This is a genomic window from Corynebacterium sp. HMSC074C01 (assembly GCF_001814605.1).
Classification (GTDB): domain Bacteria; phylum Actinomycetota; class Actinomycetes; order Mycobacteriales; family Mycobacteriaceae; genus Corynebacterium.
In genome coordinates this window covers 60,586-84,556 of the sequence record NZ_KV817300.1, presented here as the reverse complement: position 1 = coordinate 84,556, position 23,971 = coordinate 60,586, and the positions used below count along the sequence as shown (strand labels likewise).

20 protein-coding genes and 1 pseudogene are annotated in these 23,971 nt (G+C 64.1%); 8 read left to right on the top strand and 13 right to left on the bottom strand.

Annotated elements, in window-relative coordinates:
- The 3 genes from HMPREF2978_RS10885 to HMPREF2978_RS10875 form a co-directional block, all read right to left on the bottom strand.
- Window positions 1–249, bottom strand: a complete 249-nt coding sequence (locus tag HMPREF2978_RS10885; RefSeq protein ID WP_070563834.1) for a FeoA family protein — start codon at window positions 247–249, stop codon at window positions 1–3.
- Between the two features lie 141 nt (window positions 250–390).
- Complete coding sequence (locus tag HMPREF2978_RS10880) at window positions 391–2,253, bottom strand: pyruvate kinase (protein ID WP_070745547.1); 1,863 nt, start codon at window positions 2,251–2,253, stop codon at window positions 391–393.
- Window positions 2,254–2,300: 47 nt separating this feature from the next.
- Window positions 2,301–2,771: a tRNA (cytidine(34)-2'-O)-methyltransferase gene (locus HMPREF2978_RS10875; RefSeq protein ID WP_010189418.1), complete on the bottom strand. Its 471-nt coding sequence runs from the start codon at window positions 2,769–2,771 to the stop codon at window positions 2,301–2,303.
- Between the two features lie 24 nt (window positions 2,772–2,795).
- Between HMPREF2978_RS10875 and HMPREF2978_RS10870 the strand changes: the two genes are divergently transcribed.
- Both HMPREF2978_RS10870 and HMPREF2978_RS10865 read left to right on the top strand, forming a co-directional pair.
- A complete protein-coding gene (locus HMPREF2978_RS10870) occupies window positions 2,796–3,650 on the top strand; it encodes a bifunctional methylenetetrahydrofolate dehydrogenase/methenyltetrahydrofolate cyclohydrolase (protein ID WP_070745545.1) in 855 nt (284 codons plus the stop codon).
- Between the two features lie 132 nt (window positions 3,651–3,782).
- Window positions 3,783–4,097: a DUF3017 domain-containing protein gene (locus HMPREF2978_RS10865; protein WP_083316542.1), complete on the top strand. Its 315-nt coding sequence runs from the start codon at window positions 3,783–3,785 to the stop codon at window positions 4,095–4,097.
- 33 nt (window positions 4,098–4,130) lie between these two features.
- Here the strand turns inward: HMPREF2978_RS10865 and HMPREF2978_RS10860 are convergent, their stop codons facing one another.
- The 4 genes and pseudogenes from HMPREF2978_RS10860 to HMPREF2978_RS10845 all read right to left on the bottom strand — a co-directional run bounded on the left by HMPREF2978_RS10860 (window position 4,131) and on the right by HMPREF2978_RS10845 (window position 8,940).
- The gene (locus HMPREF2978_RS10860; RefSeq protein WP_246818771.1) at window positions 4,131–5,330 is read right to left on the bottom strand and encodes a homoserine O-acetyltransferase MetX; all 1,200 of its coding nucleotides are present in this window, start codon (window positions 5,328–5,330) and stop codon (window positions 4,131–4,133) included.
- Complete coding sequence (locus tag HMPREF2978_RS10855; RefSeq protein ID WP_070745541.1) at window positions 5,278–6,597, bottom strand: O-acetylhomoserine/O-acetylserine sulfhydrylase; 1,320 nt, start codon at window positions 6,595–6,597, stop codon at window positions 5,278–5,280. The genes HMPREF2978_RS10860 and HMPREF2978_RS10855 overlap by 53 nt, the downstream gene beginning before the upstream one ends.
- A gap of 150 nt (window positions 6,598–6,747) precedes the next feature.
- Window positions 6,748–7,350, bottom strand: coding sequence for an MBL fold metallo-hydrolase (locus tag HMPREF2978_RS10850; protein ID WP_070745642.1), 603 nt, complete (start codon window positions 7,348–7,350; stop codon window positions 6,748–6,750).
- A 10-nt stretch (window positions 7,351–7,360) separates the two neighbouring features.
- Window positions 7,361–8,940 (bottom strand): annotated as a pseudogene (locus HMPREF2978_RS10845) (cytochrome c biogenesis protein CcdA).
- A gap of 170 nt (window positions 8,941–9,110) precedes the next feature.
- Between HMPREF2978_RS10845 and HMPREF2978_RS13290 the strand changes: the two are divergent.
- The 3 genes from HMPREF2978_RS13290 to HMPREF2978_RS10835 are packed head-to-tail and all read left to right on the top strand — an operon-like array spanning window position 9,111 to window position 10,492.
- Window positions 9,111–9,248, top strand: coding sequence for a hypothetical protein (locus HMPREF2978_RS13290; protein WP_168162410.1), 138 nt, complete (start codon window positions 9,111–9,113; stop codon window positions 9,246–9,248).
- 7 nt (window positions 9,249–9,255) lie between these two features.
- Window positions 9,256–9,876 (top strand): sigma-70 family RNA polymerase sigma factor, encoded by a 621-nt coding sequence (locus HMPREF2978_RS10840; RefSeq protein WP_083316539.1) that lies wholly within the window; start codon window positions 9,256–9,258, stop codon window positions 9,874–9,876.
- Window positions 9,860–10,492, top strand: coding sequence for an anti-sigma factor (locus HMPREF2978_RS10835; protein ID WP_070528004.1), 633 nt, complete (start codon window positions 9,860–9,862; stop codon window positions 10,490–10,492). The genes HMPREF2978_RS10840 and HMPREF2978_RS10835 overlap by 17 nt, the downstream gene beginning before the upstream one ends.
- 3 nt (window positions 10,493–10,495) lie before the next feature.
- On the opposite strand, the gene HMPREF2978_RS10830 is transcribed toward HMPREF2978_RS10835, so the two are convergent.
- Window positions 10,496–11,797: a MocR-like pyridoxine biosynthesis transcription factor PdxR gene (locus HMPREF2978_RS10830; RefSeq protein ID WP_070745539.1), complete on the bottom strand. Its 1,302-nt coding sequence runs from the start codon at window positions 11,795–11,797 to the stop codon at window positions 10,496–10,498.
- 81 nt (window positions 11,798–11,878) lie between these two features.
- On the opposite strand from HMPREF2978_RS10830, the gene pdxS reads away from it, so the two are divergent.
- The 3 genes from pdxS to ppc all read left to right on the top strand — a co-directional run bounded on the left by pdxS (window position 11,879) and on the right by ppc (window position 16,474).
- Complete coding sequence (pdxS, locus tag HMPREF2978_RS10825) at window positions 11,879–12,781, top strand: pyridoxal 5'-phosphate synthase lyase subunit PdxS (RefSeq protein ID WP_070521426.1); 903 nt, start codon at window positions 11,879–11,881, stop codon at window positions 12,779–12,781.
- A 41-nt stretch (window positions 12,782–12,822) separates the two neighbouring features.
- Window positions 12,823–13,620: a pyridoxal 5'-phosphate synthase glutaminase subunit PdxT gene (pdxT, locus tag HMPREF2978_RS10820; protein ID WP_070528014.1), complete on the top strand. Its 798-nt coding sequence runs from the start codon at window positions 12,823–12,825 to the stop codon at window positions 13,618–13,620.
- Window positions 13,621–13,744: 124 nt separating this feature from the next.
- Entirely contained in the window at window positions 13,745–16,474 is a 2,730-nt protein-coding gene (ppc, locus tag HMPREF2978_RS10815) for a phosphoenolpyruvate carboxylase (protein WP_070745538.1), read from the top strand.
- On the opposite strand, the gene HMPREF2978_RS13285 is transcribed toward ppc, so the two are convergent.
- The 5 genes from HMPREF2978_RS13285 to HMPREF2978_RS10795 form a co-directional block, all read right to left on the bottom strand.
- Complete coding sequence (locus tag HMPREF2978_RS13285) at window positions 16,471–16,638, bottom strand: hypothetical protein (protein WP_168166448.1); 168 nt, start codon at window positions 16,636–16,638, stop codon at window positions 16,471–16,473. The genes ppc and HMPREF2978_RS13285 overlap by 4 nt on opposite strands.
- A gap of 17 nt (window positions 16,639–16,655) precedes the next feature.
- Window positions 16,656–17,684: an HNH endonuclease signature motif containing protein gene (locus HMPREF2978_RS10810; RefSeq protein ID WP_070745536.1), complete on the bottom strand. Its 1,029-nt coding sequence runs from the start codon at window positions 17,682–17,684 to the stop codon at window positions 16,656–16,658.
- Window positions 17,685–17,847: 163 nt separating this feature from the next.
- On the bottom strand, window positions 17,848–19,890 hold the full coding sequence (locus HMPREF2978_RS10805; RefSeq protein WP_070745534.1) for a M3 family metallopeptidase: 2,043 nt from the start codon (window positions 19,888–19,890) through the stop codon (window positions 17,848–17,850).
- A gap of 52 nt (window positions 19,891–19,942) precedes the next feature.
- Window positions 19,943–21,310 (bottom strand): PepSY-associated TM helix domain-containing protein, encoded by a 1,368-nt coding sequence (locus HMPREF2978_RS10800; RefSeq protein ID WP_070745532.1) that lies wholly within the window; start codon window positions 21,308–21,310, stop codon window positions 19,943–19,945.
- Between the two features lie 388 nt (window positions 21,311–21,698).
- A complete protein-coding gene (locus tag HMPREF2978_RS10795; protein ID WP_070745530.1) occupies window positions 21,699–23,882 on the bottom strand; it encodes an NADP-dependent isocitrate dehydrogenase in 2,184 nt (727 codons plus the stop codon).
- Between the last annotated feature and the right edge of the window lie 89 nt (window positions 23,883–23,971).

Here is a 23,971-nt window from a genome sequence, read left to right as displayed (position 1 = left end):
TTAGACCTCGATGGCTTGCAGCGTTGTCTTGTCGATGGCGTAGCGGCAGCTGCCCACCGAGACAACGCGGGCGCCGCCGGCCACGCGCGGGCCCATGGTCAGCGTGGCGCCGGGGCGGATTCCTAGCTCGCCGAGGCGCACCGCTAAGGCGGCATCGCAGGTGCAGGAAATGCACTCGTTTCCCAAGGTGATGGTGCATCCCATGGGGATGGCGTCGGCGGTTTGCCGTGGGCACCCAGACAACTTCACGGTGAGCTCTCTTCCTCTAAAGCATTACCGTTATAGGTTACCCTAAGTAAATATAGGTCTATCTAGTTTTTGCCGCTTTCGGTTAGGTGATCCTCACCACGCGGCGCTCGGGGGCGCCGTGTTTCCTACGTGTTGCCTGAATTAGTTTGTCCAGCTGCTGACTTGGCGCAGCTTCTGGCGGTTCTTCAGGCGCGACTGGCCTAGCTTGCGAGACATGCGGTCCAGAATCTGGATGGCCTCCGTGATGTGCGGGCCCTTGTTGAGCATGACGCACTCCGCGCGCAGCGCATAGCCCGCGTCCGTGATTTCCGCGCGGGAGGGAAGCCCCGTCTTGGCCAGAGTCTCCAGCACCTGCGTGGCCATGATGACCGGGATGTGGGCCGCCTCCGCGACCTTCATGATGCGCCCCGGCACCTGGACCATCTCCTCGAATCCCAACTCCACGGCCAAGTCACCGCGCGCAATCATGATGCCGAACTTGGCGTGTCGCATCCCCTCCAGCAACACGCTTCCCAGCTGCTCATAAGCCGGAACCGTCTCAATCTTGAGCACGATGCCGAGGTCACGCACGCGCTGCGCCATCTCCTCGGACTCCTGCTCGGCAGCGAGCTCCTCGAGCGTGTCATAGAGGAAGGCCACATCAGCCGGCGTGCGGATGAAAGAGACCGCCGCGATATCGCAGTGCGTGGCCACAAAACGCAGTGCCTCGATGTCTTCCTCGGTGAGGCTGGGCAGCGGGACGTCGGTATCCGGAAGATTGATTCCCTTATAGGCGGCCAGGTTGGTGCCGGTAGGCCCGGCATGCTCCACGGTGACGACGGCCTCGCGCGCCGCACCATTATCCCGCACCTCGCGGACGCGGCCGGCGATGGCGCCATCATCGAAAATCACCCGGTGTCCCACCTCGAGCGCACCGACCACCTCCGGCAGCGTGCAGCCGATGGTGGTCACCTCACCCTCGACAATCCGCGCCGGCTCCTGCGAAGTGCTGAGAACCACCTCCTCGCCGCGGTGCAGGCGAATCTTCTGCTCGAGAGCCGGCGCCCCATGCACCCGAGTGATCTCCCCGCCGTGGTTGACCACCGTCCCCTCGGCGAGGTAGCAGTTGCGCTCACCGTGTAGCACAGCCACGCCTGCGTCCACGCTTTCCACGGTGAACACACGGGAGCGTCCGCGTGCCTCCGTGAAGCGCACTTCGCTGCCGGGCTGCAGGCCAGCGACCCACTCACCATCCACCTCCAGCGCTACCGCCGGGCGCGCCGTGCTTGGCGACGCCTCCCTCGCCACCCCGTGGGCGCGGGTGGTGGAGGGGGCGTCGTGAAGCACGAGCGTTGCCGGACTCAGCAGCTCGCCTGCAGCGGTGCGCTCGCCGCGCACGCGGATGACCTGCGGGCCCGGCTCGATGGTGCCGGTGCGGACCTTGGGGCCAGCAATATCGCAGGAAATCAGAATCTCGCGCCCCACCTCCTCAGCGGCGCGGTGGACGTGCTCCACCATTTTCGCCCAGGCAGCCTGGTCATCGTGGGCGCAGTTGATGCGGGCCAATTCCATGCCCGCGCGGGCGAAGCCGAGGACCAGCTCATAATCCTCCGCGGCCTCGGTGGGAAGGGTCACCATGATGCGCGCGTGGGTGTCCTCCTGGGTGGGGCCGAGGAGGGCTTCGGTGTTGGCGTCGAGGATATCGTCCGCGTCCGCATACGCCGTGGCGATGGGCTGCACGGGGTAGGTCGGTGCCTGGCCATCGAAGGCGTCGAGCACGTTGCGCGCGGCGTGGAGGCGCTCGAGCACCGCGGGCTCCGGGTGGCTGAGGCTCGTGGCGCCTAAGGCCGTGAGGCCTTCCTGGATTTCGACGGCGTCCTGGGAGCGCAATTCCATATAGCGCACGAGGTTGACCGCGCCGGGGCGGTGGACGGGAGCCACGCGCGCGATCTGTGCGGCGTGGGCGGCAGACGAAGCTTCGACGCGGGTAGTGAGGGAATCAAGCAATGGGCGCAGGCTGGGCACGGTGTCTCCTTCGGTGTGAAAGTCCACCCATATTGTGCCGCGACTTGTTAGACCGCGCCACGGAAGCCGAGCTGCCGCCAAGCCTCGTACACGGCCGTCGACGCCGCGTTAGATAGATTCATCGAGCGTCGCGCCGGCATCATGGGGATGCGCACGCGCTCCGTTACCCGCGGGTGGAAGGCGTGCTCCTCCGGCAGGCCGGTGGGCTCGGTGCCGAAGAGAAGGACGTCCCCCTCCTGGTATTCCACGTCCGTGAACCACTTTTCTGTGTGGGTGGTAAAGGCGAAAACGCGCGCGTCGGGGAGGGCCTCCATGCAGGCGTCGAAGTCTTTGTGGATCTTGAGATCCGCCAGGTCGTGGTAATCCAGGCCCGCGCGCTTGAGGTGCTTGTCCTCGAAGTTGAAGCCGAGGGGCTCGATGAGGTGCAGGCTCGCGCCCGTGACGGCGGCGGTGCGGATGGCGTTGCCGGTGTTGGTAGGGATCACGGGGTTGTCGAAGACGATGTGCAAGCTGCTCATAGGCATCAGTCTAGGATGGTGGGCATGAGCGCTACCAAACTAGATGGCAACTTGTACCGCGACGAGATTTTTGAGGACCTGGCCCAGCGCGTGGCCGCCCTCAAGGAGAAGGGGATTACCCCAGGCCTGGCCACGGTCCTGGTGGGCGATGATCCGGGTTCGCATTCCTACGTGAAGATGAAGCACCGCGATTGCGAAAAGCTAGGAATCAACTCGATTCGCAAGGACCTGCCTGGCGACGTTACCCAGGAAGAACTCGAGCGCGTCATCGAAGAGCTCAACAATGACGATGCTTGCACCGGCTACATCGTGCAGCTGCCGCTGCCGAAGCACCTGGATGAAAACCGCGTGCTTGAGCTCATCGACCCGGCCAAGGACGCCGATGGCCTGCACCCGATCAACCTGGGCAAGCTGGTGCTCAACGAGGACGCCCCGCTGCCGTGCACGCCGAACGGTTGCATCCACCTGCTGCGCCGCTTCGGAGTGGAGCTTGATGGTGCCAAGGTCGTGGTCATCGGCCGCGGCGTGACCGTAGGCCGCCCGATTGGTCTGATGCTGACACGCCGCAGCGAGAATTCCACGGTGACGCTGTGCCACACCGGCACCAAGGACTTGGCCGCGGAAACCCGTGAGGCAGACGTCATCATCGCGGCCGCCGGCAAGGCGCACATGCTCACCGCCGACATGGTCAAGGAAGGCGCCGCGGTTCTCGACGTCGGCGTGTCCCGCGTCGACGGCAAACTCGCCGGCGACGTAGCCGAGGATGTCTGGGAGAAAGCCGGCTACGTCTCCCCGAACCCGGGTGGCGTGGGCCCGCTGACACGCGCGTTCCTGGTCAGCAATATCGTGGAGCGCGCCGAAAAGCTCGCCGCGCACTAACGGCGCAACACGAACACTCAAATAATGAGCATGTCCCCACAGTTAGAAGGAAGCCCGCAGTACCGAGCGCAACGAATGCCCCGGCGCCCGGCTCAGGGCCGAGCCCGTGCGCAGGCTAAGGTCGCGCCGCCGGTGTCTTTGGCCAATCCCCACGATGCGCATCTGAAACCTTCGGCGCTGCCGCCGGCCCTCCAGTGGCTGGCCATCGGGCTGTTCGTGGTGGCGGTCGTGGTGTCAGGCTTCTATGCCGTGTTTGAGCACTGGCGCCGTGCCACGCTGTTGTTGGGCGGGGCGCTGGTGTGGCTGACGGTGGTCCGCCTGACCTGCGACTCCTCGCGAGTCGGCGTGCTCGCTGTCCGCTCCCGACGCTTCGATGCCTGGTTTACAGGCATCTTGGGCGCGGCGATGGCGTTCCTGGCCTTTTCCATCGACGCGCTGGGGTCGTGATGCGTGTGGCTCCTGAGAAGAGATAAACGGCTTTTAGATGTAGTATTCGTCGCCCACGTACGCAGGGCCCACGTCGAGGCCATTTGGCGCCGAGAGCAGCAGGAAGTTGCGCAGGATGCGATTCATCTGCCGGGTCTCCGTCAGGAAGGCATCGTGGCCCACGGGTGAGACAATCTTGGCCATCGCCAGCAGCTGGTTAACGTTGCGGGAGATGTGTTCCTGCTGGTGATAGGGGTAGAGGATATCCGTGTCGACGCCCACGACCATCGTCGGCACCTGGGAGGCAGCCAGTGCTTTGATGAGCCCGCCGCGCCCGCGGCCGACGTCATGCCGGTTCAACGCCTCCGTGAGCACCACGTAGGAACCCGCATCGAAGCGCTCGGTGAGTTTCGCCCCCTGGTAATCCAAGTAGGAGTTCACCGCGAAACGCTGGTTGAGCTCTCGGTGCGGCCCCAGCGGGTTTTCGCCCTGTTGTGGCTGGGCGCCGAAGCGTTCATCGATTTCCTGCTCACCGCGATAGGTCAAATGTGCAATGCGGCGCGCGGCCGCCAGACCATCCCGCGGAGTCTTGTCCGTGAGGTAGTAATTTCCGCCGTGCCAGAAGGGATCGCGCTCGATGGCGGAAATCTGCGCGGATTGGATGCCAATCTGCCAGCCCGAAGCCCGGGCCGACACCGCAATCACGCACACCGCGGACACGCTTTCCGGGTGCAGCAAGCTCCACTCCAGAGTCCGCGCCCCGCCCATCGAGCCACCGAGCACCGCGTGCACACGCGAAATGCCCAGCTCCTTCAAGCAATCGTGCTCGGCCTCCACCAAATCTCGAATCGACAGCGCCGGAAAGCGCCCGCCCCACGGCTTTCCATCCGGGTGCAGGGACTTCGGCCCCGTCGAGCCGTTGCAGCCACCCAGCGCATTGGTCGCGATAACGCACCAGCGCGTGGTGTCCAGGGCCTTGCCGGGGCCGACCAGGTCGGACCACCAGTCCGCCACATTGGAATCCCCGGTCAGCGCGTGCTCAACCACCAAAACATTGTTGACGCCGTCCGGGTCGCCGGCGAAAGCGCCCCAGCGTTGGTAGGCCACGTGGGCGTCGGCAAGCACGGCGCCTGCTTCCGTGGTGAAGTCACCGATGGGGACGACGGCGAGCTCGCCTTCGGGTGCGAGTTCCGGAATCGGGCTAAGCAATGGCTGCGAACCCACGCTCGAGGTCGGCGATGATGTCGTTGACATCCTCGATGCCCACCGACAGGCGCACCGTGGCCTGCGTAATGCCCGCGGCCTTGAGCGCGGCCTCGTCGGACTGGGAGTGCGTGGTGGTCGCCGGGTGCACCACCAGGGAGCGGGTATCGCCGATGTTGGCCAGGTTAGAGTGCAGCTGCAGGGCGTCGATAAACGCCCAGGCCTCCTCGCGGCCGCCGTCGATGTCGAAGGAGAGCACGGAGCCGGTGTAGTCATAACCCAGCTTCTCCTTCGTGGCCTTGTACGGCGAGGACTCCAGGCCGGCGTAGTTGACCTTCGTGACCTTGGCGTGGGACTCCAGGTACTCGGCCACGGCCTGGGCGTTGGCATTGTGCTTCTCGACGCGCAACTGCAACGTCTCGATGCCATTCAGCGTCAGCCAGGCGTTGAAGGGGGAGATGGCGGCACCCGTATCGCGCAGCAGGCCCGCGCGCGCCTTGACGGCGAAGGCCGGGGCGCCCAGGTCGGCGTACTTGAGGCCGTGGTAAGCCTCGTCTGGGGTGACGAAGTAGGGGAAAACGGGCTCGCCGTCGCGGGTGACGGTCCAGTCGAAGGAGCCGCTGTCGATGATGGCGCCACCGATGGCGGAGCCGTTGCCGCTGTAGAACTTGGTGGTGGAGACAACGACGATGTCTGCGCCTAGCTCCAGCGGACGGGCGAGCGCGCCGGTGGCGATGGTGTTATCCACGATGAGCGGGACCTGGTTCTTGTGCGCTACCTCCGCGATGGCGGGGATATCGAGCACATCGGCGACCGGGTTGCCGAAGGTCTCGCCGTAGAAAGCCTTGGTGTTGGGCTGGACGGCGTCCTGCCAGGAGGTCGGGTCATCCGGGTTCTCGACGAGGGTGACGTCGATGCCGAGGCGCTTCAAGGTAACGGTAAAGAGGGTGGAGGTGCCGCCGTAGAGGCGCGGGGAGGTCACGATATGGTCGCCGGCGGAGGCGAGGTTCAAAATGGCCGCGGTCTCGGCGGCCTGGCCGGAGGCGAAAGCCACGGCGGCGACGCCACCTTCGAGGGAGGCGAGGCGCTCCTCCAGCGCGTCCTGCGTGGGGTTGGTCAGGCGGGTATAAATCGGGCCGGCATCCGAGAGGTTGAAGCGGTTGGCGGCGTGCTCGGCGTCGTTGAAGACGTAGGAGGTGGTTTGGTAAATCGGCACGTTGCGTGCGTTGGTGGAGCCGTCCAGGTTCTGGCCGGCGTGGAGGGCGCGGGTGGCAAAGGACCACTCGTTTGCTGCGGAATTATCGTATTTGGTGCTCATGTCATGAAAGGCTAGACCAAGCGGTTCAGTGCAGTTAGTGGTTTTCTGGAAACCGCAGGCACGCCCGAGAATAAAAATAGACCGAGCGGTTGGTTTGGTGGCCTGTGCGTGCCGTAGATCTCCCTGCAGTGCGAAGGCTCCAGGCTGCTGTTAGGCGTCGATGCTTTCTCCGACCTGCAGGCGCTGGTAGCCGGTCACGCCGGCGCGTTGGAGCATGCCGTCGGTGATTTGCTTGCCGGCGTCGGAAAGCACGGCGTCATGGATGGGCACCGTCACGCGCGCGCCGATGCGCATGGCATAATCCGCGGCATCCGCCCCGCGCACCCACGGGCCGGCGATGGGGAGTAGGAGGACATCTACCGTGCGTCCCTCAGGGAGGCACCACTGGTCGCCCGGGTGGAGCACGCCATTAAAGATATAACCGAGGTTCTCCGGGCGCGGAATGGTGGGATGGATTTCCTCGTGGAGGCCACCCAGAACCTGAATCTCAAGGCCCAGAACCGCAAACGTCTCTCCTGCATGCACGACGGTGCCGGAGCCGATGGCGTCGACGGCCTCGCGCGTTCCCCACACGGGCAGGCCGCTCGCGCGCACGGCGTCGACGTCGAGGTGGTCGCCGTGTGCGTGCGTGAGCAGCACCGCTTTGGCGCCTTCGAGGCAACTGAGGTCTGAAAGGGGGCCGGGATCGATGACGATGCGCCCCTGGGGAGCCTCGACGGCTACGGCGGATTGTCCATGCAGCGAAATCTTCATGATTCCCACGCTAGCCAAAAGTAAAGGAATACAGCGAGAGTCCTTCGCTTACCTCCAGCTCGATGGTTTCGGTGTGGTTGTCGGGGTCGCGGATGAGATCCACCGTGCCGTCGTGGGTGATGTCGAAGGCGTCAACCGAACCATCCGTGCGGTGTACGCGAACCGTTCCGCGCCCTGATGTCACGAGCTGCACCCAGGCGGCACGGTAGTTCAGGCGCAGGCGCGCGTTAGGTCCGGCGGTGATGGGCTGGTCAGCCAAAGTCCACGTACCGCCCAGCGAATACTGGCCTAATGGAGGCTCGCTCGTGGTGAACTGGTGCGTGCCGTTGCGGTAATCGAGGTTGGTGAAATACTGTGCGCGTGCGGTACCGAGGTAGGTCTCCGGCGAGCGCGGCGCGCTGTTCAGATCGGCGGCCTCAATTGGCTCAGGCAGCTCGATGGAGGGGTCGCGCTCGAGGAGAAGCTCGCGGATGAGGCGCTCGGTCTCGGCGTACTCTCCCTCGCCGTGGTGGGATTGGCGTAACATGCCGTGCTTGTCGACGAGATAGTGCGCCGGCCAGTACCGATTCCCAAAGTTCTTCCAGGTGGCAAAGTTATTGTCCTGTGCCACTGGATACTCGATTCCCTGCTCGCGGGCCGCCCGACGCACATTGTTGGCCTCGTGCTCGAAGGCGTACTCCGGTGCGTGGATGCCGATGATGTCGAAGCCGTAGTCCTTGTAGTGCGCATAGAGCTTGGTCAGGTGCGTGTTGTTGCGCTGGCAGTTGATGCAGGCGTAGGCCCAAAAATCGATGAGCGTGACCTTGCCGGAGGTGCGCGGGTCGACGGGCGCATCCGTGTTGAACCATCCGGTCAGCCCCGCAAACTCGGGTACTGGGGTTCCTTCCGCTGTGCGGGCGGCTTGTTCAACGGGCGCGGGTTCGGCGTTGATACTGGGGAGTTTTGCTGCAGCCAGGCGGGCGCGCCGAGGGATATCGCACCAGCCATAGCGATCACCACAATTCCCGCGGTGATGCGCACCCCGCGCTGGTGGGAGCGGAAAGCATCGACGCGTTTGCCCACCTCGTTGCCGCCTAAGGCGAAAGCCAGCAGCGGGATCGCCACGCCGAGGGCGAAGGAGAGACAGAGAGCGAGGATGTGGGCGTCGACAGTTCCGGTGGCACCCGCCACTGAGATTGCGGCCAGTACCGGGCCCGCGCAGGGAACGAAGACAACACCCATGGCTAGGCCAACGACGAAACCGCCCTTGTCGCGGGCCCTGGTTTGCAAGCCGCCAGCTTTCGGGAGCTTCTGGAAAGGCCACTCGAGGGCTTCCTGCAGGCGAGGGAACAACATTCCCAGGCCCACGAGAACGAGCAGCGCGATTCCCACATTCCACAGGATGTCGGCGGGCAGTCCTAGGGAATTGAGCAGCGTTGTCGCAAACAGCGTGACGAGGCTGAAACTGGTGACGAGTCCGCCTACGACCTGCCATGGCCGCCACCGTGAGCCGCCGCTAACGGCGAGGATCAGCGGCAAGACCGGCAAGATGCAGGGCGAGATGCCCGTGATAAGGCCACCGGTAAACCCGATGAATAGCGTTGATAGCATGCTGTGTTCCTTCGTTTGGTGTGCGGTGTGGGTATGCAACTAGTTCGGAACACGAGTGAAAAGCGGATTGGTTTTAAATCCGTCCAATCCGCATCGCGGGGCGGCTCCGAATAGTCAGATACAGGGCCCGGAAAAGCCGAGCCCCGATTGCTTGAAGAAGGAGCACCGAAATGAAGAAACTTGTAACTGTCGCCGCTGCACTTGTCGTTGCCGCCAGCGGGTTGGTTGCCTGCAACGACAAGAAGGAGGAGGTGGACATGATGCCCAGCTCTGAGATGATGGCGCCGAGCGAAGAAATGACTAAGTAAAAGTGCCATGTTCGCCCCGTTGCTGGAGGTAAGCTCTACACCCGTGTCTGCGATGTCACCTGATGAACATGCGCGGCTGAACCACCTGCTCGTTCAGACCGCTGCGGCAGACAAGCATGCCTTCAGCGCGCTATACGACGCCCTCGCACCCACCGTGTACAGCGTGTGCCTGAGCGTTCTGCGCAATCCCGCCTTAGCAGAGGAAGTTGCTCAAGACGTCTTCGTTGAGGTCTGGACCTCCGCCGCGAAATTTGATCCGCAGCGGGGAAATGCGCGGTCGTGGGTGGGTAGGTTGGCGCATGGGAGGGCCGTCGATAAGCTGCGCAGCCACGTTGCCGCAGTGCACCGTGATGACCGCGACGCGCTGCTGACCCAGGCCACCTACTCGGAGCCCCTCGAAGAGGAAGCTCTGGGGAACGTGGAAGCACACCTCCTGCGCCGGGCTATTGACGAGATCGGGGAGCCGCATTCCACCGCGGTGGCGCTCGCTTTTCTCTATGGCTTGACGCATGCTGAGCTGGCAGAATCAACGGGAGTACCTCTGGGTACGGCGAAGACGCGCGTGCGCGACGGCGTTAAGAAGCTAAAAGCGATTCTCGGAAGGAGGGATGATGAGCAATACGCATGAGTTTTCTGATGAGACTTTCGATGACTTCCTCGATTCCCTCCCCGAGGTCGAACCGCCAGCGCGAATGAAGGATGCCATCTTTGCTGAAATTGATGGTGGCGAAGCTGCCGAGGTCATCGAGCTGCCACGCCGCCGGTGGCGAGCCTTCGTGGCGGTGCCAGCGGCCGCGGCAGTGCTCGTGGTAGGCATGGTTGCCGCGCCGCAGCTCTTGCAGTTGGGCCAGCCCGATGCAGCGGATAGCGCGCGAGTCGAAGCTGAATCGCCGGGCGAGAAATCCATGCATGACATCATGGGCGCAGAGGACCTCATACAGGGCAATGCCGATGCCTCGGGAGCGCAACTGGATATCGTTTCCTCCGCCTCGATGGCGAAATCCGGCGCGATGGTCGATGGCCAGCCGCAACTCGCCGACGGCATGGGCGCCCAAGTGTGGGCAGTTAGTGCCGATGGTGAGATGGCTTCAGCGGGGGTCATCGGCCAGGACCCACACGAGGGGGTGTGGATGCCCTTCGACGGCGCCGCGGTCAAAGTCATGGTCACCGAGGAACCCGCAGGCGGCAGCATGCAACCGACGGGCCGCACCCTTGCTACCGTGACCTTGGCAAGCGCCGGTTAGGGCTCAGTCCGCTAAAGCCTGTTTGATCAGCTCCAGCGCGGCGGCGAGTTCGACGTCGCTCAAATGCCCAAAGCCCAAGACCACGCCTTCCTCGGCGGGCGCGCCGCCCCAATAATCGCGCAGCGGGGTCAGCGTGAGGCCCAGATCGGCCGCGCGCTGGACGACGCCCTCCTCACACAACAACACCGCGTGGAGCCCGCCGTGGATGGGCAGGAGAGTGGCGGGGGTGTTTTCCAGCGCGGCTTGGACGAGGTCGCGGCGGCGCTTGTAGGCGCGGCGCATCCGCCCGGTATGCCGCCGCAGCGCCCCGCTGGCTAGGTAGTTCGCTAGCGCCGCCTGGGGAATAGCGCCGACGGGCTGGCCGAAGACCTCCCGCACGCGGTCCACGCCCGCGCGCAGGTTCGGCGGCACAACCAGATAGCCGCAGGCAATCGACGGCGAAATCACCGAAGAAAACGTGCCCAGCAACACCGTGTGTTCTGGGGCGAGCGCGGTGAGCGCGGGCAAGGGCTGGCCGACGTAGCGCAGCTCGGAATCGAAATCATCCTCGATGATGAGCACGTCGTTGCCGCGCGCCCACTCGACGAGCTCCGCGCGCCGGGCAGCCGGCAGCGAACCGCCATAGGGGTGCTGGTGGGAGGGGGTGACGATGAGAACGTCGAGGTCAGCGGTGGGGACGGTGACGCCGTGGGCGTCGGTGGGGACGTCGACAAGCGTGTGCCCCAAGGCCTGGGGGATGCGGCGCAGGCTGGGGTAGCCGGGGGATTCCACGCCCACGCGCAAATGGCCGCCTAGCGCGCGCAGCAGCACCGACAGCCCGTCGCGGGCGCCAGCGGTGATGACGACGTAGGCCGGATCGACCGTCAGCCCGCGCATGTGGCGCAGGTGCGCGGCCACCTCGCGGGGGAGATCGCCGGAAGGATCCACCGCGGCCTTGCGCCACGCCGCCCTCCATTCGGGGGTGATGATTCCGGCCGTATCGGGCAAACCGGGGGTCAACTCCACGCGCGGTGGGGCAGGGGTGGGCCGTGGAGCAGGATGAGGCTGCGGGGCGCGCCCGTGGGGCAGGTGCGGGTTGATGACGGTGCCCGATCCAACCGCCGCGGTCAGGTAGCCCTCGGCGGTCAATTGCTCATAGGCGGTAACCACGCTGCCTCGGGAAATGCCCAAATCGCGGGCTAGTGAGCGCGTCGACGGCACCGGCTCGCCGGGCAGTAGAATGCCCGCCGCGACTTGGGCGCGGAGGGCTTCGGCGATCTGCACCGGCAGCGCGCGCGCATCAGATGGGTCGAGGCGGAAAGACACGGCCCCATCATAAGTGGTCTAATTCAACACTCGGGAAATGGCTCTTGTCTTGGACCAATTTTCTGCGCCACTATGTGAGCCATGACTGAACAGAAGAATGAACAGGGACGCGCCACGACGCGCGTCAAGCGTGGACTAGCTGACATGCTCAAGGGCGGCGTCATCATGGACGTCGTCACCCCGGAGCAGGCACGAATTGCGGAAGACGCGGGCGCTTCCGCCGTCATGGCGCTCGAGCGCGTGCCGGCCGATATCCGCGCCCAGGGCGGCGTGGCCCGCATGTCTGACCCGGACCTCATCGAGGGCATCGTCAACGCCGTGTCCATCCCGGTGATGGCGAAGGCCCGCATCGGCCACTTCGTGGAGGCGCAGATCCTCGGCGAGCTGGGCGTGGACTTCATCGACGAGTCCGAGGTGCTCAGCCCCGCCGATTACGTCAACCACATCAACAAGTGGGATTTCGACGTTCCTTTCGTGTGCGGCGCGACGAACCTAGGCGAGGCCCTGCGCCGCATCACCGAAGGTGCTGCCATGATCCGTTCTAAGGGTGAGGCCGGCACCGGCGACGTCTCCGAGGCTGTCAAGCACCTTCGCACCATCAAGGGTGAAATCGCGCGCCTCCAGAACCTCGACCGCGACGAGCTCTACGTCGCCGCCAAGGAGCTGCAGGCGCCGTATGACCTCGTTGCTGAGGTGGCGGAGACCGGCAAGCTGCCGGTCGTGCTGTTCGTCGCCGGCGGCGTCGCCACGCCTGCCGACGCCGCCCTCGTCCGCCAAATGGGCGCCGAAGGCGTCTTCGTCGGCTCCGGCATCTTCAAGTCCGGCGAGCCTGCGAAGCGCGCGGAGGCCATCGTGAAGGCAGCGACCCTCTACGACCAGCCGGCCGAGCTGGCCAAGATCAGCCGCGGCCTGGGCGAGGCCATGGTGGGCATCAACGTCAACGACATCCCCGCCCCGCACCGCCTGGCCGAGCGCGGCTGGTAGGACCTGTGCGAGCACTGAGCATAGAACGCGCAAAGGGAACGATGGTGGCAGCGGACACGGCGCGGCCACTCGTCGGAGTGCTCGCGCTGCAGGGCGGAGTGGAAGAGCATATCGCTGTGCTGGAGAGCCTCGGCGCCGAAACGCGCCGGGTGCGTCTGCCTAAGGACCTCGACGGGCTGGACGGAATCATTCTGCCCGGCGGCGAGTCGAGCGCCATCGATAAGCTGGCGCGCTCCTTCGGCGTTGCGGAGCCGCTGCGCCGCGCCGTCGAGGGTGGGCTGCCGGTCCTCGCCACCTGCGCGGGGCTCATTTACAGCGCCCGCGAGCTGGAAAACCCCGCGCCGGGCCAGCAGACGCTGGGGCTTATCGACGTCACCGTGCGCCGCAACGCCTTCGGCAACCAACGCTTCTCCGAGGAGCGCATCGTTCCCGTCGCGATGCAAGGCCAGTGGCCCGATGTAGAGACCTCAGAAGTTGGGCCACGGCGCACCGAGTCCCGGGACACCGAGACTAATGGCGAAGGGCCCGGAAGTATCACGCTAGACATTGAGGCGAGCTTCATCCGCGCGCCCATCGTTACCCGCGTGGGCGAGGGCGTCGAGGTCATCGCCACCGTGCCCGCCCCTGCGCCCGACACTGTGACTGGTGGCGCGGCTGGCGAAGATAGCGCGGCGTGCAAAGATGGCGCCGAACATGACGGGGAGCTAACTCATCCCTCCGCAGGCCACGAGGTAATTGTGGGCGTGCGCCAAGGTCATGTGACGGCGTTGAGCTTCCATCCGGAAGAGAACGGCGACTCGCGCCTCCACGCAGCGTGGCTCGCTTCCTTTGCCCATTAGCTCTTTCTGTCCGAGCCCCTTTCTGCCCGCAATCTCTTTCCTTAAATAACTATCGCTCTATAGTGCTCTGGGCTACATTGAGATGTGCTAGTTGAACACATCACTCCCAGAAAGGCTCCTCGCCGTGAGCACACCTGCCCCAGAACAAGTCCGCGAAGACATCCGCTTCCTCGGCCGGGTGCTCGGCCGAGTTATCGCGCAGCAGGAAGGTGAGGATGTCTTTGCGCTCGTCGAATCGACCCGCCGCATGGCCTTCGACATTGCCCACGGCGATGCCAAGCCGGAGGACCTCGTCGCCATCTTCCGCGACCTCGACATCACCAAAGTCAACCTCGTGGCGCGAGCGTTCAGCTATTTCGCGCTCATCGCCAACCTAGCGGAGGACTTGGATGACGAGTCCGTCGAGGCGCCGGTTTCCCTGCGCAAGACATTCGCCAAGCTCAAGGAAGAAGGCGTCGCGCCCGCCGACGCCGCCTCCGTCATCCGCGGTGCGCACGTCGCCCCCGTTCTCACCGCGCACCCCACCGAAACCCGCCGCCGCACAGTCTTCGACACCCAGACCCGTATCAAGAATCTCCTCAAGGAAGCGCATCGCGGCGGCGACATGGCGGCGATCGAGAAGGAAATGTACCTGCGCATGACGCTGCTGTGGCAGACCGCGCTGATTCGCATCGCCCGCCCCACCCTTGAGGACGAGATTGACGTCGGCCTGCGCTACTACAAGCTTTCGCTGCTCGACCAGGTTCCCGCCCTTAACCGCGCTATCCGCCACGCCATGCGCGAGACCTTTGGCCAGCAGCTTCCCGATTCCCCCGTTGTCCGCCCCGGCTCCTGGATTGGCGGCGACCATGACGGCAACCCCTTTGTTAACGAGCACACTCTGACCTATGCCACCCGCAAGGCCGCAGCGACGGTGCTCCAGTACTACGCCGACGAGCTCGGCGAGCTGGAGCGCGAGCTCTCCCTATCAGACCGCTATTCCTCCAGTTCCAAGGAGCTGGGCGCGCTTGCCGACGCCTCCCACAACGACGAAAAATCCCGCGTCGACGAGCCCTACCGCCGGGCCATCTTCGGCATCCGGAAGAAGGTGCTGGCGAGGCTGGAGGGGGAGGCGTCGCCAAGCGCCTATGCGTCTCCGGAGGAACTCAAGCGGGATTTGGACGTGATCGACCGCTCGCTACGCCAATTCAACGATGACATCATCGCCGATGACCGCCTGGCTCGATTGCGCTCGGCGGTGACGACGTTTGGATTCCACCTTTCGACGCTGGATATGCGCCAGAACTCGGAGTCCTTTGAGAACGTCCTCACCGAGATTTTCGCCGCGGCCAGCATCACCCCGGACTACCGCGCGCTGGGGGAGGAGGAGAAGGTCGCACTGCTCGTGCGCGAGCTGCAGACCAATCGCCCGCTGCTCTTCCCCGGCTCCGAGCGGGAGTTCAGCGAAGATACCGCGAAGGAGCTGGGGATTTTCCGTGCGGCGGCATGCGCTGTGCGGGACTTTGGGCCGGAGTCGGTGTCGCACTGCATTATTTCTATGACTGGAACCGTCTCCGACATACTGGAGCCGATGGTGCTGCTCAAGGAGGTGGGCCTGAGCCAGGTGGACGTGGTGCCGCTGTTTGAGACCATCGAAGATCTGAAGGCCGGCGCCGGCATCCTGGAGAAGCTGTGGCAGGTGCCTGTTTACCGTGAACATCTGCGCTCGCGTGGGGATGTGCAGGAGGTCATGCTGGGGTATTCGGATTCCAACAAGGATGGCGGTTACCTGCAGGCAAACTGGGCGCTGTACGACGCCGAATTGGCCCTGGTTGAGCTCTGCGCGCGCCACGGCGTGGAGCTGCGTTTGGCTCATGGCCGTGGTGGAGCGGTGGGCCGCGGCGGTGGTCCGACGTATGATGCGATTTTGGCGCAGCCGAAGGGCGCGGTGTCGGGTTCGGTGCGCATCACCGAGCAGGGTGAGGTGATTTCTGCGAAGTATGGAGCTCCGGAGACCGCGCGCCGCCACTTGGAGGCTTTCGTTTCCGGCGCGTTGGAGGCGTCGCTGCTGGATACCGAGCCGATTGCGGATCCGGAGCGCGCCTACGAGATCATGCGCGAGCTGGCGGCCTTGAGCGGTACGGCGTACCGCCAGCTTGTCGACGACCCCGGGTTCATCACCTACTTCACCCAGTCCACCCCGCTGCACGAGATTGGCGAGCTTAACTTGGGCTCGCGCCCGACTTCTCGCAAGCAGACCACCGCGATTACGGATTTGCGGGCGATTCCCTGGGTGCTTTCGTGGTCGCAGTCCCGCACCAACATTCCGGGCTGGTTCGGCGTGGGCAGCGCGGTGACGGCGTGGGTTCAGCAACCCTCCGGAGGTGCAGCAGGAGCGGTAAATACCACAGCGGATGTAGTAGCGACCGAGAAAGCTGGAGCAGATACCGGAGCTGGCGAAGAAGAGAAGCGCTGGGAGGAGCTGCGCGAGCTGTACCGCACGTGGCCCTTCTTCCGCTCTGTGTTTGCCAACATGGCGCAGGTCATGGCCAAGGCGGAGATGCAGCTAGCGCGCCTGTACGCCAACTTGGTCGATGATAAAGAAACTGCGGACCGTATCTTCGGCCTGATATCCGAGGAATTTGAGCGCACCCGCGAGGTCTACCTCAAGGTCACCGGTAACGCGGATCTGGTGAGCGAGAATCAGCGCCAGGCGCGTTCACTCAAGCGGCGCTATCCTTACCTGCTTCCGCTCAACGCCGTCCAGTTGGAGCTGCTGCACCGCTACCGCCGCGGCGACGACCAGTTCTTGGTGTCCAAGACCATCCAAGTCACGATGAACGGGCTAGCCACCGCGCTGCGCAACGCCGGCTAACCCAGCACAGCCGGCACACCAGCACGCCGAATGCCCCGCGAGGAAGTGATTTCCTGCGGGGTTCGACCAAACATTGCTGGAAGAATGCCCTGGCGTTGGTAGCGGCGTTCTTGCACTGCTACCTGCACTGGCGGGACGAGGCACACCGGTGCCTTAACGGGCATTAGGGTGAGTTGAAGAGTCAGTTGAAGGCGCTGGTGAAGACCGGCGCGGCGTCGTATGGCGGAATCCATGCGACCCGCCCACCGATACGATCCATGTGGCCGCGTGAGGGCGGGGCATCGGGGTCGTCGTCGTTGACTCCGTTGTGGTACGGGCATAGCGGCACCAGGTTGAGGATATTGGTGGGCCCGCCGCGGGCCCAGGCCTTGATGTGGTGGATCTGGCATTTCTCAAAAGGAACCTTGCAGCCCTCCCATGCGCAGCAGGGATTCTCCGCGGCCAAGGCAAGACGCTGCTTGGCAGTGGCGAAGCGCTGGAAGCGGAAGACATCGAGCGGGCCATGCTCGCGACTGACCGCCACGATGACCCCCTTGTCCAGCAAAGCGCGCTCCACCAGCTGCGAGCCGGTCATCGTCGCGCCATTGGTTGTCCGGACGATGAACTCTTCGCCGTCCTTGTCGGTATTGCCTTTGAGCAGCTCGGCATAGTCATCGAGCTGCAGGACCGCCATGGTGGCAACTTCAGTCTTGACGCCACCGCCGTCCAGATTCTCGAAGAAACTCTCGCCGGGGCGTTCCTGGTCGATGCCTTCGAAGACGCCGGTAAGCTGCAACGAGTCCGCGGTGACCGTGAGGGTGGCCAGACCGTTGCCATGCTGGGTGAGCTTGGCGCGCTCGGCATATGTGCGGGGTTTGCGCATCATCCGCAGCCTCTTGCGCGCTACTTTTTCCACTAGCTCCGCTCTGGTCTGGCACAGCTCTACCCGCAAGTCCCACGCTTTGTTGTGGTTCCGGACTTTGGCCACGAAGTGCTCGATGAGCTGCAAGGTCACCAGCCCGTGCCCGCGCCGGCGCGCGGCTTCCACCGCCGTGCGCTGCTTCTTCGTCGAAGAGGTGTGCCCGAAGTAGGTGTGGTGGAGGGAGAGGAACACGGTGGCGTCGGCAGGCGCGGCACCGAGGGCGACTAGGTCAGATTCAGACAGGCCCGCGCACTCGGCCACCAGGTCAATGGCGCGGCCGAGGGCGGCGAAGAATGTCTGTAATCTCATACCCGCAGCCTAAAAGCACCCCATCCCACCGCCAAGACCCCAACCAGCTTCCCACCGAAATCTGTGGATAACTAGTCGGCACTCGGTTTGAGAGCTCGGCCTTAGATGCCGAGCTCGTGGTGTTTGCTTGTCAGTATTCTGCGCGGGTCAGGCTTCGTGGCTACTAGGCGCCGGCGAGGCCGCGGCGCTTGAGCAGTGGCGCAACGTCTTTGTCGCGGCCGCGGAACTCGCGGTAAGCCTCCGTGAAGTCGCGAGACGCGCCCTTCGACAGGATGACATCGCGGAACTTCTGACCGGCCTCGCGAAGGTCGGCCTGCTCTTTGAACCACTCGAAACCATCGGCGTCGAGGGCCTCGGCCCACAGGTAGGAGTAGTAGCCCGCGGAGTAACCGCCAGCGAAGATGTGGTTAAAGTAGGTCGAGCGATAGCGCGGCGCGATGAGCTCGTTGTCCAGCCCGGCCGCGCGCAGAGCCTCGGCCTCAAACTCGGCCACGGTTTCTGGAGTGGCCTCTAGCTTGGCGGCCTCGGCAGCGCTTAGGGAATGCCAGGCGAGGTCGATGATCGACGCCCCCAGATACTCCGAGGTGGCGAAACCTTGGCCGAATTCGGAGGCGGCGGAGATGGCGTCGAGAAGCTCGTCCGGAATAGGTTCGCCCGTCTCCACGTGGCGGGCGTACTCCTTGACCAAGTTCTTATCGAGCGCCCAGTTCTCGTTGATCTGCGAGGGGAACTCCACCCAGTCACGCGGTACGTTGGTGCCGGCGAAGGTGGGGTAGCGGACGTCGGAAAGCAGGCCGTGCAGGGCGTGGCCGAATTCGTGGAAAACGGTGCGGACCTCGTCCATGTTCAGCAGCGGTTGGGAGCCGTCGGCGGGCTTGGTGATGCCCATGACGTTGACGATGACCGGCTTGCGCTCCAGCAGCCGGGATTGGCCTACGAACTCGCTCATCCATGCGCCGCCGCGCTTGGTGGGGCGCCCGAAGTAGTCGGTAAGGAGAAGGCCGATCCCGTGTGGGTCGATATCTACGTGCGGGACGTTTCCGTCCCGCACCTCCCAGACGCGGACCCCCTCCGCGTAGCCTTCGAGGTCATCGCGCGGGATAACGGTGATGCCGTAGAGACGTTCGGCGGCGGCGAAGACGCCCTTCTCCAGGACCTGGTCCAGCGGGAAGTACTTGCGCAGTTCCTCCTCGTCGAGGGAGAAGTCGCGGGCGCGGACCTTGGATTCCCAATACGGCCAGTCTGCCGCACTAAAACCTTGGCCGTTGAGCGTTGCTTCCTCCGCGAGGAGCTTCTGCTCGCCTTCGGCGTTGGCCGCGGCGGCGGGGGCGAGGTCGAAGAGCATGGTGCGGGCGGCGTCGGCAGTCGCGGCGGTTTCCTCGGCGATGACGTAGTCGGCATGCGTAGCAAAGCCCAGCAGCTCGGCGCGCTCGGCGCGCAGCTGGACGGCCTCGATGAGCCCCGGGATGTTGTTCTCGGAGCCCCTGCTTGCCGACGCCCCATACAACCTCCCCCTCGCATCCTCCCGCGCCAGACGGCTCAGCTCGGACTGCACGGTCGGCAGCTCCAGCGGGATGACAAAACCTTCGCGGCCGAGTGCCTCGGCATCGGCCTTGGCGGAGGCGATGCGCTCGGCGGGCAGGCCCTCGAGTTCTTCCTCGGTGAAGGAGACTGCGCGCTCGCGGGTAGACGCCATGAGGTTGCGGCCGAATTCTTCAGAGAGCGCGGAGAGGCGCTGGTTGATCTCGGACAGGCGGGCCTTGCCGGCCGCGTCGAGGTCGGCGCCCTTGCGGGCAAAGGTACGCAGGAGGTGGTCGTGGAGGCGCTGGCCTTCGGCGTCGTCGGCAGGCGGCGTGGCCTCCTTGATGCGCGCGTAGAGCACCTCGTTCTGGTACATCGCGTCATAGTGCGCCGACAGGCGCGGGTAGATGTCGGCGGCGATCTCCTCCATCTCCTCGGTGACGTCGGTGCCGGAGAGGTTACCAAAGACCGCCATGACGCGGTCGAGGTCCTGGCCGGAGCGCTCGAGCGCCTCTACGGTGTTTTCCCACGTGGGCGCGGCGGGGTTGTCGGTGATGGAGGTGATCTCGGCGTCGTGAAGCGCGAGTGATTCGTCGAAGGCGGGGCGGTAGTGTTCGACCTTGATCTCCGCAAACGGCGGGAGCTGGTAGGGCAGCGTGGAGGGGGTCAGTAGTGGGTTAGTCATAAGAAACTACCGTACCTAATAAGCTCCGCCCTATGTGATGGCTTTCACTAAACTATCCGACTGGAACCGGTGTGCGCTCCTTGCGCGGGGTGGTGGCACGGTTCACCAGGATGACATCGAGAATCAGGAACGCCGCCAAGGTGATTCCTAAGAGCGGCAGGAAGACGCCGACGGTGGCCGCGAATAGCGCGCCCAGTCCTGTGGTGGCCCAAGAGAAATGAGTGGTGGGGAGGAAGCGCGGGCGGCGTTTCCACCACATGTAGTAGCCCAGCACCACCAGCGCGGCGGTGGCGAGGCCCAGTGCGAGCAGCGCAATCTGCAGTGGAAGGCCGAACATGATGCCCATGTGCAGGTAGATGCCCCAGCTGCTGAGCTTGCTAAACAGCGGCAGGCTGGAGAAAGGCTGGCGGTCGATGATCTCTCCGGTGGCGCCATCTACCGAAATTGCATCGGAGGTGGTGCGCCATTCCACCCAGCGTTCGCTGACCTGCCAGGCGGAGTTGGCGTCCTCCGGCGGGTACACGCGCAGCGGTCCGGTCAGCCCCTCGGCGCGGCCGGTGGCGAGGACGCGCTCGGCCTCGGCAGCTACGCTCGAGCTTGACGACGCCCTTCCAACCCCATGACCTTCATGTCCTTCATGGCCAGTGTGTTCATGTGTTTCGGTGGTGGTGCCGGGGAGGGCAGTCTCGATGGGGGTGGCCTTCCAGTTCATGCGCTCGACGAGGGAATCGACGTTGTCGCCGGCCAGTCCCGACCACGTGATACCGGTGGCAGAGAGGCCAAGCAGGCCGATGAAGATCCAGGCGCCAATAGTGGAATGCAGGCGGGTGGCCTTCCAGCGGGCAGAGCGCTTGGGCTGGCGTTGGGTGGCGTTCGCGGTTGCTTTGTTCTTCGGGCGGCGGCGAATCCACCACATATAGAGACCTCCACAGGCCATGACCCACAACCAGGAAGCGGCCAGCTCCGAGTAGAGCTCACCGATCTTGCCCAAGTGAAAGCTTTCGTGCAGGGAGGAAATCCAACGGCGCAGCGGCATCTCACCCAGGCCGGAATAGGTGGGGTAGTCGCCGATGACCTCAGCGGTGGCGGGGTTGATGAAGACGGTGCGCTGCAGGCTCTCGTCGATGCTTTCATCGGAGACCAGCACGCGCGTGGAATCCGTCGGTGTCGTGGCCGGCCAGACCTGCGTGACCGGCATGTCGGGGTGCTCCTGCTGCGCGGCTTGGATTTGTTCCTCCAAGCTCACGGGGTGCTCGACTGCCGGAACGGTCATGACGTCGCGGTACACTACCTTCTCCAGGGAGGGTGCCATGGCATAGAGGCAGCCAGTCAATGCCGCAACGAGGATGAAGGGGCCGGCGAACATGCCGCCATAAAAGTGGATGCGTTGAATGAAGGATCGCAGAGCCGTCCGACTCATAAGTAGTGCTCTTTCGGGGTCTATCGATTAAGGCCCTGCTGAACGTTCGCGGGGCGTTCAGGAGGGGCGATGGACAGGTGCTGATATCAACTGCACTAGTAGTCGGAGGCGAGGGTTTCTCGGTTCCCGAGTATTGAAAAACTTTTTAACTAACTGGGGTCCTCGGCGTTCAAAGGATGAAAACCCCGCGAGATAAGGCGCGAGAAGCAAGAAACAGTCAAGAAAAAGTCTTCGCAGCTCAACGGGTAAAAATGGCGTCGTAGAGTGCTGTTTTAGGCCTGTTTGTGGTTAATGAAGCAAGAAAAGGCTCGACCCACTCATCGTGGATCGAGCCTTTGTGGTGGCTAGCCCTGGCTTAAGACGTCGGGGCTAGAGGAGAAGCGGGGAGTTACTTCTTCAGGCCATCGATGATCTCATTGAAGGCAGCAACCGGGCGCATGGTCTCGTTGAGCTTCTCCTCGTTCGGGGCATAGTAGCCGCCGAGGTCGACGGGGGAGCCCTGGACGTCGAGAAGCGCCTGCTCAATCTCGCCAGCCTTGGCCTCGAGGGCCTCAGCAACCGGCTTGAAGGCCTCGGCCAGCTCGGCGTCGTCAGTCTGCGCAGCCAGCTCCTTGGCCCAGTTGAGAGTCAGGAAGAAGTGGGAGCCGCGGTTGTCGTTCTCGCCCACCTTGCGGGACGGGGACTTGCCCTCATCCAGCAGGGTCTCGGTAGCCTTGTCCAGCGCAGCGGCCAGCACGCCAGCCTTGGCGTTGCCGTTGGTGTTGTGCTCGTGGCGGAAGGACTCAGCCAGAGCCAGGAACTCACCGAGGGAGTCCCAGCGCAGGTGGTTCTCCTCCTGAACCTGCTGGACGTGCTTCGGGGCGGAGCCGCCGGCACCGGTCTCGAACAGGCCGCCGCCAGCCATGAGCGGAACCACAGACAGCATCTTGGCGGAAGTGCCCAGCTCGAGGATGGGGAAGAGGTCGGTGTTGTAGTCACGCAGGACGTTACCGGTCACGGAGATGGTGTCCTCGCCCTTGCGGATGCGCTCGACGGAGATCTTGGTCGCGGTGACCGGGTCCTCGATGGAGATGTCGAGGCCCTCGGTGTCGTGATCCTGCAGGTACTTCTTGACCAGCTCGATGAGGTTGGCGTCGTGGCCGCGCTCCGGGTCGAGCCAGAAGATGGCCTTCATGCCGGACAGACGGGCACGGTTGACAGCCAGCTTGACCCAGTCCTGGATCGGGGCGTCCTTGGTCTGGCAGGCGCGCCAGATATCGCCAGCTTCCACGTCGTGGGAGATGAGAGCCTCACCCTTGGAGTTGCGAACCTCAACGGTGCCCGCAGCCGGGATCTTGAAGGTCTTGTTGTGGGAGCCGTACTCCTCAGCCTTCTGTGCCATGAGGCCGACGTTCGGGACGGTACCCATGGTGGTCGGGTCGTAGGCGCCGTTGGCCTTGCAGTCCTCGATCACGGCCTGGTAGACGCCGGCGTAGGAGGAATCCGGGATGACGGCGAGGGTGTCCTGCTCCTCGTCGTTCTTGTTCCACATGTGGCCGGAGGTGCGGATCATGGCCGGCATGGAGGCGTCGATAATGACGTCAGACGGAACGTGCAGGTTGGTAATGCCCTTGTGGGAGTTGACCATGGCGAGGTCTGGGCCCGCGGCAAGCGCGGCGTCGAAAGCAGCCTTGATCTCAGCGCCGTTCTCCAGCTTGTCCAGGCCCTCGTAGATAGCGCCCAGGCCGTTCTCGCCGTTGAGGCCAGCGGCCTCGAGCTCCTCGCCGTACTTTTCAAAGACGTCAGCGAAGAAAGCGCGCACCACGTGGCCGAAGATGATGGGGTCAGAGACCTTCATCATGGTGGCCTTGAGGTGAGCGGAGAAGAGCACGCCCTCCTCCTTGGCGCGGGCAACCTGCGCCTTGAGGAACTCATCGAGTGCCTTGGCGGACATGAAGGTGCCGTCGATGACCTCACCCTTGAGGACCGGCAGCTTCTCCAGCAGGGTCTGCTCGCCTTCGGCGGTTTTCAGGACGATGGAGAGGGTGTCCTCCTCCGGCATGATGACGGACTTCTCGTTGTGGCGGAAGTCGTTAGCGTCCATGGTCGCCACGTTGGTCTTGGAATCAGCGGACCAAGCACCCATCTTGTGCGGGTTCTTCTTAGCAAAGTTCTTGACTGCAATCGGGGCGCGGCGGTCGGAGTTGCCCTCACGCAGAACCGGATTCACGGCGGAGCCCTTGACGGCGTCGTACTTCTCCTGAGCCTCTTCGTACTCCGGGAGATCAAAGCCGGCAGCCTGCAGCTCAGCAATAGCCTTCTTCAGCTGCACCAGGGAAGCGGAGATGTTCGGCAGCTTAATGATGTTGGCTTCCGGGGTCTTGGCCAGCTGGCCAAGCTCAGCCAGGGCGTCGGAAACCTTCTTGTCACCAAGGCGCTCCGGGAACTGGGCCAGGATGCGGCCGGCCAGGGAAATGTCGCGGGTTTCTACCTCGATGCCCGCGGTGGAAGCGAAAGCCTCCACGACCGGCTTGAAGGAGTAGGTCGCCAGCAGCGGCGCCTCGTCGGTACGGGTCCAGATAATCTTTGCCATGGTTCTCCTAAAGAAGTTGAAAACTGTTCAACCTCACAGGATACCTGTCTTATTTTCTCGCGGTGCCGGTCCCCCTGTGACTCGCGCCA

Excerpts from the sequence above, each read along its gene's own strand:
- pdxS (WP_070521426.1), top strand. The coding sequence starts at position 11,879 with ATGACTGAACAGAAGAATGAACAGGGACGCGCCACGACGCGCGTCAAG.
- HMPREF2978_RS13285 (WP_168166448.1), bottom strand. The coding sequence starts at position 16,638 with ATGCCCGTTAAGGCACCGGTGTGCCTCGTCCCGCCAGTGCAGGTAGCA.
- HMPREF2978_RS10875 (WP_010189418.1), bottom strand. The coding sequence starts at position 2,771 with ATGAGCAGCTTGCACATCGTCTTCGACAACCCCGTGATCCCTACCAAC.
- HMPREF2978_RS10855 (WP_070745541.1), bottom strand. The coding sequence starts at position 6,597 with ATGAGCACCAAATACGATAATTCCGCAGCAAACGAGTGGTCCTTTGCC.
- HMPREF2978_RS10805 (WP_070745534.1), bottom strand. The coding sequence starts at position 19,890 with ATGACTAACCCACTACTGACCCCCTCCACGCTGCCCTACCAGCTCCCG.
- HMPREF2978_RS10850 (WP_070745642.1), bottom strand. The coding sequence starts at position 7,350 with ATGAAGATTTCGCTGCATGGACAATCCGCCGTAGCCGTCGAGGCTCCC.
- HMPREF2978_RS10835 (WP_070528004.1), top strand. The coding sequence starts at position 9,860 with ATGAGCAATACGCATGAGTTTTCTGATGAGACTTTCGATGACTTCCTC.
- HMPREF2978_RS10840 (WP_083316539.1), top strand. The coding sequence starts at position 9,256 with ATGTTCGCCCCGTTGCTGGAGGTAAGCTCTACACCCGTGTCTGCGATG.
- HMPREF2978_RS10810 (WP_070745536.1), bottom strand. The coding sequence starts at position 17,684 with ATGAGATTACAGACATTCTTCGCCGCCCTCGGCCGCGCCATTGACCTG.
- HMPREF2978_RS10800 (WP_070745532.1), bottom strand. The coding sequence starts at position 21,310 with ATGAGTCGGACGGCTCTGCGATCCTTCATTCAACGCATCCACTTTTAT.
- pdxT (WP_070528014.1), top strand. The coding sequence starts at position 12,823 with ATGGTGGCAGCGGACACGGCGCGGCCACTCGTCGGAGTGCTCGCGCTG.
- HMPREF2978_RS10870 (WP_070745545.1), top strand. The coding sequence starts at position 2,796 with ATGAGCGCTACCAAACTAGATGGCAACTTGTACCGCGACGAGATTTTT.
- HMPREF2978_RS13290 (WP_168162410.1), top strand. The coding sequence starts at position 9,111 with ATGAAGAAACTTGTAACTGTCGCCGCTGCACTTGTCGTTGCCGCCAGC.
- HMPREF2978_RS10795 (WP_070745530.1), bottom strand. The coding sequence starts at position 23,882 with ATGGCAAAGATTATCTGGACCCGTACCGACGAGGCGCCGCTGCTGGCG.
- HMPREF2978_RS10860 (WP_246818771.1), bottom strand. The coding sequence starts at position 5,330 with ATGTCAACGACATCATCGCCGACCTCGAGCGTGGGTTCGCAGCCATTG.